Source organism: Geodermatophilus sp. SYSU D00742, assembly GCF_054049935.1.
The window spans coordinates 1-16,279 of record NZ_JBJGYJ010000030.1 but is presented as its reverse complement, the minus strand read 5'-3'; the positions used below and the strand labels follow the sequence as shown (position 1 = coordinate 16,279).

Sequence of the window (16,279 nt, the reverse complement as noted above, 5' to 3'; positions counted from 1 at the left end):
GTGACCACTCCGCAGACCGCCACCCGCGTCGTCCTCCGACCGCTGGCCACACCGCTGCCACTCGGCTTCCTGGCCCTGGCCCTGGCCACGACCGTCTTCGCGACCGTCCAGCTCGGCTGGATCCCGCCCACCGAGGGCCGGGTGGCCGCCCTCACCGCGTTGGTCGCGACCGTGCCGCTGCAGCTCACCGCGGCGGTCATCGGCTTCCTGGCGCGCGACCCGGTGGCCGCCACCGGGATGGGGGTCCTCGGTGGCACGTGGGCGGTCGTCGGTCTCACCACCGTGACCTCTCCGCCCGGCACCGCCAGCAAGGGCCTCGGGGTCCTCCTGATCGTCGCGGGGACCTCGATGTTCGTCCCCGCGTCCGCCGGTGCGACCAAGCTCGTCCCGGCCGCCGTCATGGCGCTGGCCGGCATCCGGTTCCTCGTCACCGGCGCCTACGAGCTCACCGGGTCCGCGAGTTGGAAGACGACGGCCGGCTGGGTGGGCCTGGCCCTCGCGGTGCTGGCCCTCTACGCGGCGGTGGTCCTCGAACTCGAGGGTGCCCGCGGGAGGACCGTCCTCCCGGCCGGCCGGCACGGTCCGGCCGAGGCCGCGGTTCGCGGCGAGGGGGCGCTCGAACCCGACGCGCTGGCTCGAGAGCCGGGGATCCGACCGCAGCTCTGAGGGCCCGCGCCGCTGCGCAGTCCCGGGATCGCGCTCCGTCCGCGGCCCGGGGCCTCCCCGACCCACACCGGCGGGGCTACGGCCTGACTCGGTGCGCCGCCGGGAGCTTCCTGGTGCTCGCCGACACTCTCGACTGGCCGGGCGCGGTCCGCTGGCTCTCCCCGTTCGCCCACCTGAACGCGGTCCCGGCCGAGCCGTGGAACGCCGCGGGGGCAGCCGGCCTGCCCACCCCCGCCGCGGTGCTCACGGTGGCCGGGTGTCGCCGCTACGGCCGCCGGGACCTGAACACCTGAGCGACAGGAGGAGGTCGCGCCCCCGATGTGTCCCGCGAGCCGGGGACCTGCGGGGCGGCGACGTCAGCCGAGACTGCCGATGAGGTCGCGACAGGCCTGCTCACAGCGGCGGCAGACCTCCGCGCACACGCGGCAGTGCTCGTGCATCTCGGCGTGACGTCCGCACTCGTCGCCGCAGGCCTTGCAGGCCGCGGCGCACGCCTCCAGCACCGCGCGGGTGAGGTTGGCGTCGTAGCCGGTGTGCCGGGACAGCACCCGGCCGGTGGCGTCACAGACGTCGGCGCAGTCGGCGTTGGTCCGGATGCACTTCGTGAGGTCGGCGACCGAGTCCTCGCTCAGGCAGGCGTCCGCGCACGCGGTGCAGGCCTGAGCGCACTCGACGCAGGCCTCGATGCAGGCCCGCAGCTTGTCCCGGTCGACCCCGCCGAGGTCCTTCGGGTACGTGTCGAGCATCTGGGCGGCGACGGTCACGGCTGGCCTCCTCGTGGTACCGGTAGCGGGATGCCCGTACGGCCCCACTTCGTGCACCGGTCCGCAGCCCCTACCCCTGAGCGCGGCGCACTGCACACATCGTCATCGGCCGGACGTGCGGCGGTGCGCATCACCGACCTCACCACCATCCGCGACACCCACCGGGCCGCACTGGACGCCGGCTGCGACGACCTGGTCGCGTGCTCCGACAACGACTGCTGCCCCATCCCGTTCGCCGCCATCCCCACCCGGCCGCACCGCGGCACGACCCTCGGCAGGAGCGAGGCGTGAGCCCAGCAGACCCCGCGGTCAACGCGCTCACCGGTCGGAGAGGCGAGGCAGATCGGCGGGGTCGCTCGCGTCCGGCCGTCGGGCCGGGCCTCGGAGGTGGACTGGCGGCGGTAGCGCCTGAAGTGGCAGGTCGGGCAGCGGTGGACGGGGGCCCGCGTCAGGTCGGCGAGGTGCCGATCTCATCCCGCTGGGAACGGTACGCCGGGGTGCAACACCGCCTCGGGCTTCAGCGCCAGGCGGCGCTACGGCACCCAGGCGGTCAACCGAGCACGGAGCCGGCGATCTGCACGAGGATGCCGGCGGCGACCGCGAACACCAGTTAGGCGAACCAGCGGCGCAGCCGGGCGGTGTCCAGATGGGTGGCCAGGCGGCCCGCGGGGAGCGCGGCGGCGACGGCGGCCGCGGTGAACGCGAGGGTGACCGGCACGTTCAGCGTCGCCTCGCCGGCGTGTGCGGCGAACCCGGCGGCGGAGTTGACCGCGACGATCAGCAGGGAGGGGTTGCCGGTCCGGAGCCGGCGAGCACGGCAGTCGCCCGGACGGTCCACGTCGCCCAGGGACCGGCCGTCGCGCCGCTCACGGGAGTCCGCGCGCCCGGCGCCGGACGCAGCGCGGCCCCCGCCAGGGGATCCGGGGGAACCCTGGCGGGGGCCGCGCGAACGTGCAGCTCAGGGGCGGTGACGCCCTCGTCGATCAGATGTCGTAGTACATCGCGAACTCGTGCGGGTGCGGGCGGAGACGGATCGGGTCGATCTCGTTCTCCCGCTTGTACTCGATCCAGGTCTCGATCAGGTCGGGCGTGAAGACGCCGCCGTCGATCAGGTACTCGTGGTCGGTCTCGAGGTTGTCGAGGACGGCGTCGAGCGAGGCCGGGACCTTCTCGATGCCGAGCGCCTCCTCGGGCGGCAGCTCGTAGAGGTCCTTGTCGACCGGCGCCGGCGGCTCGATCTTGTTCTTGATGCCGTCGAGGCCGGCCATGAGCATCGCCGAGAAGGCGAGGTACGGGTTGGCCGACGGGTCGGGCACGCGGAACTCGATGCGCTTGGCCTTGGGGCTGTCACCGGAGATCGGGATGCGGCAGCACGCCGAGCGGTTGCGGGCCGAGTAGACCAGGTTGATCGGCGCCTCGTAGCCGGGCACCAGGCGGTGGTAGCTGTTGACCGTCGGGTTGGTGAAGGCCAGCAGCGACGGGGCGTGCGCCAGCAGGCCGCCGATGTAGTGGCGGGCGGTGTCGGACAGGCCCGCGTAGCCGGTCTCGGCGTGGAAGAGCGGCTCGCCGTCCTTCCAGAGGCTCTGGTGGCAGTGCATGCCCGACCCGTTGTCGCCGTAGAGGGGCTTGGGCATGAAGGTGGCGGTCTTGCCGTGGGCCCAGGCGGTGTTCTTGATGATGTACTTGAACAGCATCAGGCTGTCGGCCGACCGCAGCAGCGTGTCGAACTTGTAGTTGATCTCGGCCTGACCGCCGGTACCGACCTCGTGGTGACCGCGCTCGAGCTCGAGGCCGGCGTTGGTCAGGTTGGTCATCATCGTCGACCGCAGGTCGCTGTAGTGGTCGTAGGGCTCGACCGGGAAGTAACCGCCCTTGGCGCGGGTCTTGTACCCCAGGTTCGGGCCGCCGTTCTCACCGGTGAGGGCGCCGGAGTTCCACGACCCCTCGACCGAGTCGATGTGGTAGTAGCCCTCGTTGATGCCGGTCGAGTGCCGGATGGAGTCGAAGATGTAGAACTCCGCCTCCGGCCCGAAGTACGCGGTGTCGGCGATGCCGCTGCTGGCGAGGTACGCCTCGGCCTTCTTCGCCACGTTGCGCGGGTCGCGGCTGTAGGCCTCCCGCGTGATCGGGTCGTGGATGAAGAAGTTGACGTTCAGCGTCTTGTGCACGCGGAACGGGTCGAGGAAGGCGCTGTTGGCGTCGGGGAGCAGCAGCATGTCCGACTCGTTGATCGCCTGGAACCCACGGATCGAGGAGCCGTCGAAGCCGAGGCCCTCGGTGAAGGTGTCCTCGCCGAACGTCGACGCCGGGATGGTGAAGTGCTGCATGACGCCGGGCAGGTCGCAGAAACGCACGTCGACGTACTCGACGTCGTTGTCGCGGATGTATGCGGCGACCTCGTCGGGACTGGTGAACATCGATCCTCCGGGTGTGGGCGAACAGCCGAACCGAAAACTACGAGCGCGGAGTTGCCCGCCAGTGTCTCCGGTGTTTCAGACCGGTAACAACGGACGGGCGTGTCGCCGGAGCGGCACCGGAGCCGGTCGCAGGGGCCGGCCGACAGGGGGTCCTACGCTGGCGGACATGGTCGGGAACGTGCAGCCACCCTCTCAGGAGCGTCGCCGCGGTGCGTCGCTGGGGCTGCCGGCCGACGGCCCCGGCTCGCTGGCCGCCTTCAGCAGCCGCGCCGGCGCGTTCGTCGTCGACGCGATCGGCGCGGCACTCGTGGCCGGCCTCTTCACCGCCCCGGAGCTGCCCGGCAACTGGAGCCTGTTGTCCTTCGGCCTGGTCACCGTGATCGCCCTGGTCGTCCTCGGCCAGACCCCGGGCATGCGGCTGTTCGGGCTGCGCCTCGCGCACCCGCGGCCGGGCGCGCGGCTGGCGCCGTGGCGGGCCGTCGTCCGGACGGCGCTGCTCATGCTGCTGGTGCCCGCGCTGATCGTGGACGGCGACGGGCGTGGCCTGCACGACCGGCTCACCGGCACCGCCGTCGTCCGGGACTGAGTCGTGTCATGGTCGTCCTACCGGACGACCCCGCGGCCAGGTGCCGTTCCCGGCCGGCGCCGAGCCGCTGCCCGCGTCCCGATCGGGAGCCTCCGGCCCCCGCGATCGGGCCACCCGCGGCCAGGTGCCGTTCCCGGTCGGCGCCGAGCCGCTGCCCGCGTCCTGACGACGAGAGAGCCCCCGTGCCGGCCGGCACGGGGGCTCGCTCGTCGCGTCGTCCTACCGGCGGCGGACCTGCCGCTGACTCACCGACATCTGCCGGCCGCCGGGGAGGGGGCCGCCGGGGACCGGCATCCGGGCGCCGCCGAGCGCGGCGAGCCGCTTGCGCAGCGCATTGAGCTCGGCGCCGGAGAGGTTGCGCGGCAGCTTCATGACGTGGGCGCTGAGCTTGCGCAGCGGCACCTGCCCCTCCTCGTCGCCGACGAGGATGTCGTAGATCGGGGCGTCGCCGGAGATGCGGGCGACCTTCTTCTTCTCCTGGGCCAGCAGCGGCCGCACCCGGGACGGGGCGCCCTCGCCGACCAGGACCACGCCGGGGCGGCCGAGCACCCGGTGCACGGCGTCCAGCTGGGTGGTGCCGGCGACGCCGGAGGACACCTGCCAGTCACCCCGCATCCCCTCCAGCACCCAGGCCGCCGCGCCGGGCTGCCCCTCCACCTGCCGGTACGCCGAGCCCTGCGCTCGCCGGCCGAACACGATGAGCGCGACCAGGGCGCCGAGCAGGATCGCGATGGGGAGGAAGAGGAAGGGCGAGCCGAAGAGGATGCCGAGCAGCTCCACCACCGCGGCCACCGCCACGAAGGCGATGAGCATGATCCAGGGCAGCTTCGGGTCGTTCTTGCGGGTCAGCGAGTAGGCCTGCCTGATCATGCGGGCCTGGTTCCCGGCCCGCTTGAGCCGGCCGACCTTCGGCTTCCCGTTCTTGTCCAGCTTCGGGGCCTTGCCGCTCGTGCCCGGGGCGGTGGCGCCGGCCTTGGCCCCCGCGGCCGTCGACCCACCCCGGCCGCGGGCGGCGGTCGGGCCCCGCCCGGCCTTGCCGGTCGGTGCGGGGGAGTCCGGAGACTTGCTGCGTGCCATGCACCCAGGATAGGGGCGCGACCGGGCCGGTCCGGTGGACCGGCCCGGTGTCCCTCAGACGGAGGAGGTCAGGCCCCGCGCCTCGACCGCCTGCTGGTACAGCCGGCCGGCCCGGTAGGAGCTGCGGACCAGGGGCCCGGCCAGCACCCCCGGGAAGCCGATCCGCTCGGCCTCGGCCTGGAAGCCGACGAACTCGTCGGGCTTGACCCAGCGGACCACCGGGTGGTGTCGGGGCGAGGGCCGCAGGTACTGCGTGATGGTCAGCAGGTCGCACCCGGCCTCGTGCAGCGCCCGCATCGTCTCCACCACCTCGTGGGGCTCCTCGCCCATCCCGAGGATGAGGTTGGACTTGGTGACCAGCCCGGCCTCGCGAGCGGCGGTGATGACCGCCAGCGAACGCTCGAAGCGGAACCCGGGGCGGATGCGCTTGAAGATCCGGGGCACCGTCTCGACGTTGTGCGCGAGCACTTCCGGGCGGGACGAGAAGACCTCGGCCAGCTGGTCGGGGTCGGCGTTGAAGTCCGGGATGAGCAGCTCGACACCGCAGCCGGGGACGGCGGCGTGGATCTGGCGGACCGTCTCGGCGTAGAGCCAGGCGCCGCCGTCGGGCAGGTCGTCCCGGGCGACACCGGTGACCGTGGCGTACTTCAGCTGCATCGTGGCGACGCTCTCGGCCACGCGCCGCGGCTCGTCGGCGTCGAAGTCCGCGGGCTTGCCGGTGTCGATCTGGCAGAAGTCACAGCGTCGCGTGCACTGGTCCCCACCGATGAGGAAGGTGGCCTCGCGGTCCTCCCAGCACTCGTAGATGTTGGGACAGCCCGCCTCCTCGCAGACGGTGTGCAGGCCTTCGCGGCGGACCAGCGACTTCAGTTCGGTGTACTCGGGACCGGTCTTCAGCCGGGTCTTGATCCACTCGGGCTTGCGCTCGATCGGCACCTGGCTGTTGCGGACCTCCAGGCGCAGCAGCTTGCGACCGGACGGCGCGATCGGGGAGTCCGAGGAGGGGGTCGGGGCCACCGTCTCACTCATGATCGGCCACGGTACTCCGGACGCACGCCGCCCCCGTCGCGTCGACGACGGGGGCGGCGTGGGACGGGGCTCGGGTCAGGGCTGCTGGCCGCGCGGGCCGGCGGTCGGGCCCTCGTCGGCGCCACCGCCGCCGCTGAACGGCTGCGGGGCGTCGGATCCGTTGACGGTCTCGGTGTCGGGGCCGTCGCCCTCGACCAGCTGGGCGTCGCGCACGCCCATGTCGGACTCTGCGGGCGCGGAGTCGCCGGGGACGTCCTGGGCGGTGGAGACGGTCTTGCCTGAGTTGCTCGGGGAACTGGGCACGGGGTCCTCTCGGTAGCTGGGCACGGGCCCGTCGCCGGTGGGGGCGGGGGTCCACAGGTCGTCGTCCTTGCGCCGGCGGAGGACGGCGAAGGCCGCCGCACCGACCGCGAGGACGGCGAGCAGCCACGGCCAGCGGCGGGGCCCGGGTTCGGCCCCCACCTTCCGCCTGACCTGCTTGGCCGCCTTCTTCTCCAGAGTCCGCCGTCGCTTGGCGGCCTTCTTCTTGGCCTCGGCGGTGGTGGCGGTGAGCTCCTCGCGGCGGGCGTCGAGCTCCTCCAGCGCGTGGTGGAGGCCGGTCGCGATGGACTCGCGCGTGGACTCCAGCACGGGGACGACCGCCTCACGGGCGGCCAGCACCTTGGGTGCGGCGTAGGCGAGCGTGGCCGCCTGCGCGGCGGTCAGCCGCGGGACGACGTCGTGCTCGAGGGTCTTCTGCGCCGCCTCGCGGGCCGCCTCCACCCGCGGGCCGAGGTCACCGGCGGCCTTGCTGGCCGCGAGCTGGGCGGCGGTGAGGGCCGCCGTGACGCGGGGCGCCGCTGCCCCGCGGGCGGCCTCCACCCGCGGGACGAGCGCCTCACGCGCGGCCTCCACGTGGGGGGACAGGGCGTCGCGGGCCGAGGCCACGGCGGGCGCGGCGACGGCCGCAGCGGCGGCGACCTTCGGCGCCACGGCGACCCTTGCGGCCTCCAGCGCCGGGCCGGTCGCCTCGCGGGCGGCCTCGACGCGCGGTGCGAGCTGTTCCGCCGCCGCCCGACCGGCCTCCGCCACCGCCGTGCCGATGTGGCTGAAGCCCTCCTGGAGCTCCTCGCCGATGATCTGGCCGTGCGTCTTCTTGCGGAACACGGGATGCACCTCCGGGTTGATCGTCTCGGCGGCCATCCTGCCCGCTCGCTGCACCGGGCACACCCCGAACGCGATCTCGGGACGACGGATCCCGGCGGCCGTGGATAGCGTTCCGGGGTGCAGCTCCGCATCTTCACCGAGCCCCAGCAGGGCGCCACCTACGACGACCTGCTCGCCGTCGCGCGGCGGACCGAGGAGACCGGCTTCGACGCCTTCTTCCGCTCCGACCACTACCTGGCCATGGGCGGGGACGGCCTGCCCGGGCCCACCGACGCCTGGGTCACCCTGGCCGGGCTGGCCCGCGAGACCAGCCGCATCCGGCTGGGGACGCTGATGAGTGCGGCGACCTTCCGCCTCCCCGGCCCGCTGGCGATCTCGGTCGCGCAGGTGGACCAGATGAGCGGCGGCCGCGTCGAGCTCGGGATCGGCTCCGGCTGGTACGAGGAGGAGCACCGCGCCTACGGCATCCCCTTCCCGGAGCTGGGTGAGCGCTTCGACCGGTACGAGGAGCAGCTCGCCGTCATCAGCGGCCTGTGGGGCACGCCGCCAGGGGAGACGTTCGACTTCGCCGGGGAGCACTACCGGCTGGCCGGCTCCCCGGCGCTGCCCAAGCCGGTGCAGGCGGGCGGCGTCCCGATCCTGGTCGGCGGTCGCGGGAAGCGGCGCACCCCGCGGCTGGCGGCCCGCTACGCCGGGGAGTTCAACGTGCCCTTCGCCCCCGTGGAGGAGAACGCGCGGCTCTTCGCCGGGGTGCGTGAGGCGTGCGAGGCGGCCGGCCGCGACCCGTCGTCCATGGTCTACAGCTCGGCGCTGGTGCTCTGCGTCGGCGAGGACGAGGCCGAGCTGGCCCGCCGGGCCGCCGCGATCGGCCGCGAGGTCGACGAGCTCCGCGAGCACGGCGCCGCCGGCACGCCGGCCGAGGTGGTGGACACCCTCGGCCGGTATGCCGAGGCAGGCGCGTCGCGGGTCTACCTGCAGGTGCTCGACCTCGCCGACCTGGACCACCTGGACCTGGTCGCCGCCGAGATCGCGCCCCAGCTGGGCTGAGGGTGCCGCACGGCTGCACCTCAGGTGGAGGTCCAGCCGGAGGGGGGCGCCCTGCGCGCGGCCCGGGTCGTGGCCGCGCGCGGTAGTCTCATGGGCGTGACCAGGCGGCTCCTGCTTCCCCAGGCCGTGCTGACCTGAGCAGTCCGGACAGCACGGCGACCCCTCCTGCGCGAGGGGTCTTTTCATGTCCGCCGCCGGTACGACGATCCGGGAGCACGAAACGATGAGCCAGACGGCGAGCCAGCCCAGCGCCGACCCCACGGTCGACGGCGTCCCCCCGCACCGCTACACCCCCGCGCTGGCGCAGCAGATCGAGCTCGCCTGGCAGGACCGCTGGGAGAGCGAGGGGACCTTCCACACGCCCAACCCGACCGGCCGGCTCGCCGCCGGGTTCGAGCGGGTGGCCGACCGGCCCAAGTTCTTCGTGATGGACATGTTCCCGTACCCGTCGGGCGCCGGCCTGCACGTCGGGCACCCGCTGGGCTACCTCGGCACGGACGTCACCAGCCGGTTCCGCCGCATGGACGGCGACAACGTGCTGCACCCGATGGGCTACGACGCCTTCGGCCTGCCCGCGGAGCAGTACGCCGTGCAGACCGGGCAGCACCCGCGGATCACCACCGAGGCCAACATCGCGGCGATCAAGGCGCAGCTGCGCCGGCTGGGTGTCGACCACGACGACCGCCGCAGCTTCGCCACGATCGACCCGGGCTACTACAAGTGGACCCAGTGGATCTTCCTGCAGATCTTCGGCTCGTGGTTCGACGAGTCCGCCGACGGCGGCCGCGGCCGCGCGCGACGGATCGAGGAGCTGGTGGTCGAGCTGGACGCCGGCACGCGGCAGCCCGCTCCGGGGACCAACCCCTCCGGCCGGCCCTGGGCCCAGCTGTCCGACGTGGAGCGGCGGCAGGTCGTCGACGCGCACCGGCTGGCCTACCGGCACGAGGCGCCGGTCAACTGGTGTCCGGGGCTGGGCACGGTGCTGTCCAACGAGGAGGTCACCCCGGACGGCCGCTCCGAGCGGGGCAACTTCCCGGTGTTCCGGCGTCCGCTGACCCAGTGGATGATGCGGATCACCGCCTACGCCGAGCGGCTGCTGACCGACCTGGACCGGCTGGACTGGTCGGACTCGCTCAAGCAGATGCAGCGCAACTGGATCGGCCGCTCGACCGGTGCGCGGATCGGCTTCCGCTGCGGTGCCGAGACGATCGAGGTCTTCACGACCAGGCCCGACACGCTGTTCGGCGCCACCTACATGGTGCTGGCCCCCGAGCACCCGCTGGTCGAGGCATTGACCGCCGCGGCCTGGCCCGACGGCACCGACCCCCGCTGGACCGGCGGAGCGGCCACGCCCGCGGAGGCGGTGGCGGCCTACCAGCGGCAGGCGTCGCGCCGCTCCGAGCTGGACCGGCAGGACGCCGGCCGCGAGAAGACCGGTGTCTGGCTGGGCGTCACCGCCGTCAACCCGGTCAACGGCCGGGAGCTGCCGGTCTTCGTCGCCGACTACGTGCTGACCGGCTACGGCACCGGCGCGATCATGGCGGTGCCCGGCGAGGACACCCGTGACTTCGAGTTCGCCGAGGCGTTCGGCCTGCCGGTGGTGCGCACGGTGCAGCCGCCGGAGGACTTCGAGGGCGGGGCCTACACCGGCACCGGCCCGATGATCAACTCCGCCAACGACGAGATCTCGCTCGACGGCCTGGACAAGGCGACCGCCATCGCGACGATCACCGACTGGCTGGTCGAGCACGGTCACGGCGAGGCGACGACCACCTACAAGCTGCGCGACTGGTTGTTCAGCCGCCAGCGCTACTGGGGCGAGCCGTTCCCCATCGTCTACGACGAGGACGGCCTGCCGGTCGCCGTCCCGGACTCGATGCTGCCGGTGCTGCTGCCCGAGGTCGACGACTACTCGCCGAAGACCTTCGCCGACGACGACGCCGACTCCGCCCCCGAGCCGCCGCTGTCGCGCGCCACGGAGTGGACGACGGTCGAGCTGGACCTGGGGAACGGGCCGCGCCGGTACCGCCGCGAGACGAACACGATGCCCAACTGGGCCGGCTCCTGCTGGTACTACCTGCGCTACCTGGACCCGGGCGACGACGAGCGGATGGTCGACCCGGAGCTGGAGCGGTACTGGCTGGGCCCGCGCGGCGAGGGCGACGTCGGCGGCGTGGACCTGTACGTCGGCGGGGTCGAGCACGCCGTCCTGCACCTGCTGTACGCCCGCTTCTGGCACAAGGTCCTGCACGACCTGGGGTACGTGTCCAGCGAGGAGCCGTTCCGCCGGCTGGTCAACCAGGGGTACATCTCGGCCTACGCCTACACCGACGAGCGCGGCTTCTACGTGCCCGCCGCCGAGGTGGTGGAGGTGGACGGGCAGTTCCTCCACGAGGGCAAGCCGGTCAACCGTGAGTACGGGAAGATCGGCAAGAGCCTGAAGAACATGGTCACGCCGGACGAGATGATCGGCGCCTACGGTGCCGACACCTTCCGGGTGTACGAGATGTCGACCGGCCCGCTGGAGCAGTCCCGGCCGTGGGAGACCAAGGCGGTCGTCGGCTCCCAGCGGCTGCTGCAGCGGATCTGGCGGGTGGTGGTCGACGAGGAGACCGGGGTCGTCCGCGCCGACGACGGCCTGGAGCCCTCCGAGGAGACGCTGCGCGCGGTGCACCGGGCCATCGACGGCGTGCGCGACGGCATGGCCACGCTGCGGTTCAACATCGCCATCGCCCGGATCACCGAGCTGACCAACCACCTCACCTCGGCGTACGGGGCCAGCTCGCCGGTGCCGCGGTCGGTCGCCGAGCCGCTGGTGCTGCTGGTGGCGCCGCTGGCTCCGCACATCGCCGAGGAGCTGTGGTCGCGGCTGGGCCACACCGACTCGGTGGCGTGGTCGCCGTTCCCCGTGGCCGACCAGGAGTGGCTGGTGCAGGACACCGTGCAGGTCGCCGTCCAGGTGAACGGCAAGGTGCGGTCCCAGGTGACGGTGCCGGCCGACGCCGACGCCGCCGCGCTGGAGGCCGCCGCCCGGGCCGACGAGAAGATCGCCGGACACCTGGACGGGAGGACCGTGCGCCGCGTCGTGGCCGTCCCCGGGCGCCTGGTCAACTTCGTTCTCGGCTGAGGACCGCCCCCTCCTCGGCGTCCCCGAGGCCGAGGAGGGGGCCGGCCCGGCGATCAGGCGGTGGCAGCCTGCAGCGTCAGCACCCGCCGCATCGCGGCCTCCACGGCGTCGACCACCTCGGCGACGGGCACGTCGCGGCCGAGCTCGGCCGACAGTGAGGTGGCGCCGGCGTCGACGATCCCGCAGGGGATCATGTTGCTGAAGGCCGTCATGTCGGGGTCGCAGTTGAGCGCGAAGCCGTGCATCGTCACGCCCTTGGCGACCCGGACGCCGATCGCCGCCACCTTGCGGTCCGGACCCCGCCCGTCGGCGCGCACCCACACCCCGCTGCGCCCGTCGACCCGCTCGGTGGCCAGGCCGACACCGGCGCACACGTCGATGAGCGCCCCCTCCAGGCGCCGGACGTGGGCGACCACGTCGACCGGGTCGGGCAACCGGACGATGGGGTAGCCGACCAGTTGCCCCGGCCCGTGCCAGGTGATCTTGCCGCCACGGTCGACGTCGATGACCGGGGTGCCGTCGAAGGGACGCTCGTGCGGCTCGGTGCGCTTGCCGGCGGTGTACACCGGCGGGTGCTCCAGCAGCAGGAGCGTGTCCGGTGCGGAGCCCTCGACCACGCGAGCGTGCAGGTCGCGCTGCCGCGCCCAGGCCTGTTCGTAGTCGACGGTGCCGAGGCGGAGAACCTGGAGATCGCTCACGACACCCAGCCTAGAGAAGGGACCCGTCCTCCCCACCTCCCGCCGACTCGGGGCGGACGCTGGACGGGGAAGGTCAGCGCAGCCGCCGGGGCTCGAGCCGGGTCTCGACGGCGGTGCCGTCCGGGCCCCGCTCGACGCGGTAGGCGCCCTTGTCGGGGCGGTCGGCGACGGCCTCCACCAGTTCGGTGCCGCGGTAGACCAGGCCCACGCCGTCGTCGGTGGCGTGCCCGCCGGGCAGCGTGCCGTCGGCGACGAGCCGGTGGTAGAGCGGCCGCCGCTGCTCCTCGGAGTCGTAGTGGACCCCGTTGGACGTCGGTATGAGCCCGAGACCGTCGGTGACCGGGCGCAGGTCCGGGCCGTAGGAGTCGGTGGTGCCGCCGACGTGCCAGCACAACGAGCCGGCCGACACCCCGCCCAGGACGACCCCGGCCTCCCACACCTCGCGGAACAGCTCGTCCAGACCGTGCACCCGCCACACCGCGAGCAGGTTGGCCACGCTGCCGCCGCCCACCCACACCACGTCCTGCGCCAGCAGGTGGCCGCGCACGTCTGGCACCGTGGGCATGGTGAACAGGCTCAGGTGGCTGACCTGGACGCCGCTGCCGGCGAAGGCGCCGTAGACGCCGGCCACGCGCACCGGGTCGTCGCCGGTGGCGGTGCCCAGGTAGCACAGCTTCGGCCGGTCGGGTGCCCCGGCGAGGTCGAACGCGAGGTCGAAGACCGGGCCGGGCGCCCAGTCGTAGGGCCCGCGGCCCCGGGAGTCGAAGCCGATGCTGGTCGCCAGGATGGTCGGCGCGGAGGCGGGCACGGTCAGGCAGCTCCTCGCTGGAGGGGGCGGGACGCACCGAACCTAGGCCGCCGGCGGGTACCGCACCCGACGGGTGCGGTACCGGTGGACGACGCCGCGGCCTGTGGACGGCCCCGGCACGGTCGGCCTCGCGCGATCTACGGTGCCCGCCATGCCGACACCCCCTCCCGCGCCACGCGGGTCCGCCGACACCCCCGTGGTGCCCGGGTACCGACTGGAGCAGCTGCTGGGCCGGGGTGGCTCCGGCGAGGTGTGGCGGGCGGTGCCACGCTCCGGTGGCGCACCGGTCGCGGTCAAGGTGCTGGTGGCCGGTGACCCGGAGCGGCAGGCGCGGGAGGCGGCGCTGCTCGGGGAGCTCGACCACCCCCACCTGGTCTGCCTGCACGAGGTGGTGCACCAGCCCCGGCGCGGCGGTCAGCCCCGGGTGGCCCTCGTGCTCGACCTCCTGCCCGGCGGCAGCCTCGCCGCGCTCCTGGCCCGCCGCGGCCGGCTGCGACCGGGGGAGGTGGTCACCGCGATGGCCCCCGTGGCCGCCGCGCTGGCGCACGCACACGACAGGGGGGTCGTGCACGGTGACCTCTCACCGGGCAACATCGTCTTCACCGTCGAGGGGCGCCCCGTGCTCACCGACCTCGGGGTGGCGCGGGTCCTCGGCGAGAGCGCCGCGGCCGAGGTGACGCCGGCCTACGTCGACCCGACCGTCGCCCGCGGCGGCGCGCCCGGCCCCGCCTCGGACGTGTTCGGGGTGGCGGCCGCCGCCTTCCATGCGCTGACCGGGGTGGCGCCCTGGAACGCCGCCACGCCCGCCGACACCCTGCGGGTCGCCGCGGAGGGGCACCTGCCGGACCTGGCGGAACTGGCTCCCGACGCCCCGGTCGAGCTGCTCGCGGTCATCGCCCGTGGGCTGTCCCCGGACCCCGCTGAACGGGGCTCGGCCGCGGCCTTCGCGTTGGACCTGCGGCACGCGTGCCGGCCGGAGCCCGTGCGGCTCGCCGCGGCGGGCACGGACGACGACGACCCGGGCTCGATCCCCCGGACGGAGCTCACCCACCAGGTGCCGGGACGACACCGGCGTCCGGCGACGGAACCGGCATCGGCTGCCCCTGGCCTGGCGGCACGGGTCGTCGCCGCGGTCCGGGCCGGGTCGGTACGGCCGGTGGTCCGGCCCGGTGCGCTGGCCGGTCGGATCGGCGTGCTCCTCGTCGCGCTCGCGCTGGTGGCGGGAGCACTGTGGCTCGGTGGTCCCTCCGGCGAGCCGGACGACCCCGGGGGGCAACGGGTCGCCGCCGGGGCGGACGACCGGGCGGCCACCCCCAGCCCGACGGCGGCCCCGACGCCCGCCGGTACGGCCGGCACCGCCCCTCCGGCGGACGACGGCGGGGGAGGGACGGGGACTGACGGCGGGGTGTCGCCCGGGGACGCGGAGGTCGTGACGGCGCCCGAGCCCGCGGCCGCCGCCGGTCCCGACTCGGCCGAGGTGTGGGCGGCACGGCTCACCGAGCTCTACGAGCGGCGGGCCGCCGCCTTCGGCACGGGTGCGGCGCAGCTCCTCGACGAGGTGTACCCCGACGGGAGCCCGCTGCTGTCCACCGACGCGGCGACCGTCGCGTCGTTCGCCCGAACCGGAGAGACCGTGCGGGGTTTCGCGCCGGCGGTCCAGCGCGTCACGGTGGTCGAGGGCGGGACAGCCGAGGGCCGGGTGACTCTCGACGTCGTGGACGCATGGCCGGCGTACGAGGTGGTCGCTGCCGCGGAGCCGGACGGGCCGGCGGTCCGGACGGTGGCTGCCAGAGGCGAGGCGCGGGTGCGGATGACGCTGGTGGCTGCCGCCGGAGGCTGGCGGATCCACTCAGCGGTGCGGACGGGGTGAGTCAGCCGCGGTGGAGTGCGGCCCGCAGCGCGGTCTCCAGGTCGGCGTGGGTCCAGCTGAAGCCGGCTTCCTCGAGCCGCGCAGGAACCGCGCGCTGGCCGGCGAGCACGCCCACGGGCGCGAACTCGCCGACCACCAGGCGCAGCGCGGTGCCCGGCACCGGGAGCAGCGCCGGCCGGTGGAGCACGCGGGCGAGTGCCCGGGTGAACTCGGCGTTGGTCACGGGCGCGGGGGCGGTGAGGTTCACCGGCCCGGTTACGGGGGTGGCCAGCAGGAAGCGGATGGCGTCGACCTCGTCGGTGAGGCTGATCCAGGGCCAGTACTGCCGCCCGGATCCCAGCCGGCCCCCCAGCCCGGCCTTGAACAGCGGAGCCAGCCGGCCCAGCAGCCCACCCGGGCCCAGCACCAGGCCGGTGCGGAGCAGGGCCACGCGGATCCCGGCGTCGGCTGCCGGTGCCGTCGCCGCCTCCCACTCGGTGCAGACCCGGGCGAGGAAGTCCTCGCCGGCCGGTGCGCTCTCGTCGACCACGCGATCGCCGGTGTCGCCGTACCAGCCGACCGCCGAGCCGGAGAGCAGGACGCGGGGTCGGGTCGGGTCGGCGACCGCCGCGGCCGCCATCGCCTCGCTGACGGTGCGCGTGGCGTCCACCCGGCTGGCGAGCACCCGCTGCTTGTGCTTCCCGGTCCACCGGCGGTCGCCGATGCCCACCCCGGCCAGGTTGACCACCGCGTCGACGTCGGCGAGCAGGGCCGGGTCGATCCGGTGGTGCTCGGGATCCCAGCGGTGCTCGTCAGCGGTGCGCGGCGTCCGCCGGACCAGGCGCAGCACCTCGTGCCCGTCGGCGCGCAGCGCCGGTACCAGGTGGGAGCCGATCAGCCCCGAGGAGCCGGTGACCGCGACCTTCATGTGTCTCCTCGCCGAGCACGGGCGGCAGAACGCGATCGGGGGGCCCGCCTCACCCCGGGCCCCCCACGGTGGGGGTGAGGCGTGACCGCGCGCGCCGGGGGACTTTGGGGGCTCGGGGGGGTGCCGCACCGGGGGGG

The 16,279-nt window shown here is 74.2% G+C and carries 16 protein-coding genes; 7 read left to right on the top strand and 9 right to left on the bottom strand.

What is annotated here, in order from left to right:
* A complete protein-coding gene (locus ACI78V_RS17925) occupies positions 1-666 on the top strand; it encodes a hypothetical protein (RefSeq protein ID WP_456853171.1) in 666 nt (221 codons plus the stop codon).
* Positions 667-779: 113 nt separating this feature from the next.
* Entirely contained in the window at positions 780-959 is a 180-nt protein-coding gene (locus tag ACI78V_RS17920) for a hypothetical protein (RefSeq protein ID WP_456853169.1), read from the top strand.
* Positions 960-1,022: 63 nt separating this feature from the next.
* Here the strand turns inward: ACI78V_RS17920 and ACI78V_RS17915 are convergent, their stop codons facing one another.
* Positions 1,023-1,430 carry a four-helix bundle copper-binding protein gene (locus tag ACI78V_RS17915; RefSeq protein WP_456853167.1) on the bottom strand — a complete coding sequence of 136 codons (408 nt, stop codon included), beginning with the start codon at positions 1,428-1,430 and terminating at the stop codon, positions 1,023-1,025.
* A gap of 123 nt (positions 1,431-1,553) precedes the next feature.
* Between ACI78V_RS17915 and ACI78V_RS17910 the strand changes: the two genes are divergently transcribed.
* Positions 1,554-1,721, top strand: coding sequence for a hypothetical protein (locus ACI78V_RS17910; RefSeq protein WP_456853165.1), 168 nt, complete (start codon positions 1,554-1,556; stop codon positions 1,719-1,721).
* Between the two features lie 319 nt (positions 1,722-2,040).
* On the opposite strand, the gene ACI78V_RS17905 is transcribed toward ACI78V_RS17910, so the two are convergent.
* On the bottom strand, positions 2,041-2,268 hold the full coding sequence (locus tag ACI78V_RS17905) for a hypothetical protein (RefSeq protein ID WP_456853163.1): 228 nt from the start codon (positions 2,266-2,268) through the stop codon (positions 2,041-2,043).
* A gap of 145 nt (positions 2,269-2,413) precedes the next feature.
* Entirely contained in the window at positions 2,414-3,847 is a 1,434-nt protein-coding gene (gene glnA / locus ACI78V_RS17900) for a type I glutamate--ammonia ligase (RefSeq protein WP_456853161.1), read from the bottom strand.
* A gap of 166 nt (positions 3,848-4,013) precedes the next feature.
* On the opposite strand from glnA, the gene ACI78V_RS17895 reads away from it, so the two are divergent.
* Positions 4,014-4,433: an RDD family protein gene (locus tag ACI78V_RS17895; RefSeq protein WP_456853159.1), complete on the top strand. Its 420-nt coding sequence runs from the start codon at positions 4,014-4,016 to the stop codon at positions 4,431-4,433.
* Positions 4,434-4,652: 219 nt separating this feature from the next.
* Here the strand turns inward: ACI78V_RS17895 and ACI78V_RS17890 are convergent, their stop codons facing one another.
* From ACI78V_RS17890 to ACI78V_RS17880, 3 genes are all read right to left on the bottom strand, one after another.
* Positions 4,653-5,510 carry a DUF4191 domain-containing protein gene (locus ACI78V_RS17890; RefSeq protein WP_456853157.1) on the bottom strand — a complete coding sequence of 286 codons (858 nt, stop codon included), beginning with the start codon at positions 5,508-5,510 and terminating at the stop codon, positions 4,653-4,655.
* Positions 5,511-5,564: 54 nt separating this feature from the next.
* Positions 5,565-6,539 carry a lipoyl synthase gene (gene lipA / locus ACI78V_RS17885; RefSeq protein WP_456853155.1) on the bottom strand — a complete coding sequence of 325 codons (975 nt, stop codon included), beginning with the start codon at positions 6,537-6,539 and terminating at the stop codon, positions 5,565-5,567.
* Between the two features lie 75 nt (positions 6,540-6,614).
* Entirely contained in the window at positions 6,615-7,721 is a 1,107-nt protein-coding gene (locus ACI78V_RS17880) for a hypothetical protein (protein ID WP_456853153.1), read from the bottom strand.
* 81 nt (positions 7,722-7,802) lie between these two features.
* Here ACI78V_RS17880 and ACI78V_RS17875 point away from each other — a divergent pair, with 81 nt between their 5' ends.
* Entirely contained in the window at positions 7,803-8,732 is a 930-nt protein-coding gene (locus ACI78V_RS17875) for an LLM class F420-dependent oxidoreductase (RefSeq protein WP_456853151.1), read from the top strand.
* Between the two features lie 223 nt (positions 8,733-8,955).
* A complete protein-coding gene (gene leuS / locus ACI78V_RS17870) occupies positions 8,956-11,859 on the top strand; it encodes a leucine--tRNA ligase (RefSeq protein ID WP_456853149.1) in 2,904 nt (967 codons plus the stop codon).
* Positions 11,860-11,912: 53 nt separating this feature from the next.
* On the opposite strand, the gene lipB is transcribed toward leuS, so the two are convergent.
* Together lipB and ACI78V_RS17860 are read right to left on the bottom strand one after the other, a co-directional pair.
* Positions 11,913-12,557, bottom strand: a complete 645-nt coding sequence (gene lipB, locus ACI78V_RS17865; protein ID WP_456853147.1) for a lipoyl(octanoyl) transferase LipB — start codon at positions 12,555-12,557, stop codon at positions 11,913-11,915.
* Positions 12,558-12,630: 73 nt separating this feature from the next.
* Positions 12,631-13,365 carry a Type 1 glutamine amidotransferase-like domain-containing protein gene (locus tag ACI78V_RS17860; RefSeq protein WP_456853145.1) on the bottom strand — a complete coding sequence of 245 codons (735 nt, stop codon included), beginning with the start codon at positions 13,363-13,365 and terminating at the stop codon, positions 12,631-12,633.
* A gap of 151 nt (positions 13,366-13,516) precedes the next feature.
* Between ACI78V_RS17860 and ACI78V_RS17855 the strand changes: the two genes are divergently transcribed.
* Positions 13,517-15,235: a protein kinase domain-containing protein gene (locus tag ACI78V_RS17855; RefSeq protein ID WP_456853143.1), complete on the top strand. Its 1,719-nt coding sequence runs from the start codon at positions 13,517-13,519 to the stop codon at positions 15,233-15,235.
* A 1-nt stretch (position 15,236) separates the two neighbouring features.
* Here the strand turns inward: ACI78V_RS17855 and ACI78V_RS17850 are convergent, their stop codons facing one another.
* The gene (locus ACI78V_RS17850) at positions 15,237-16,142 is read right to left on the bottom strand and encodes a TIGR01777 family oxidoreductase (protein WP_456853141.1); all 906 of its coding nucleotides are present in this window, start codon (positions 16,140-16,142) and stop codon (positions 15,237-15,239) included.
* Positions 16,143-16,279 lie beyond the last annotated feature (137 nt).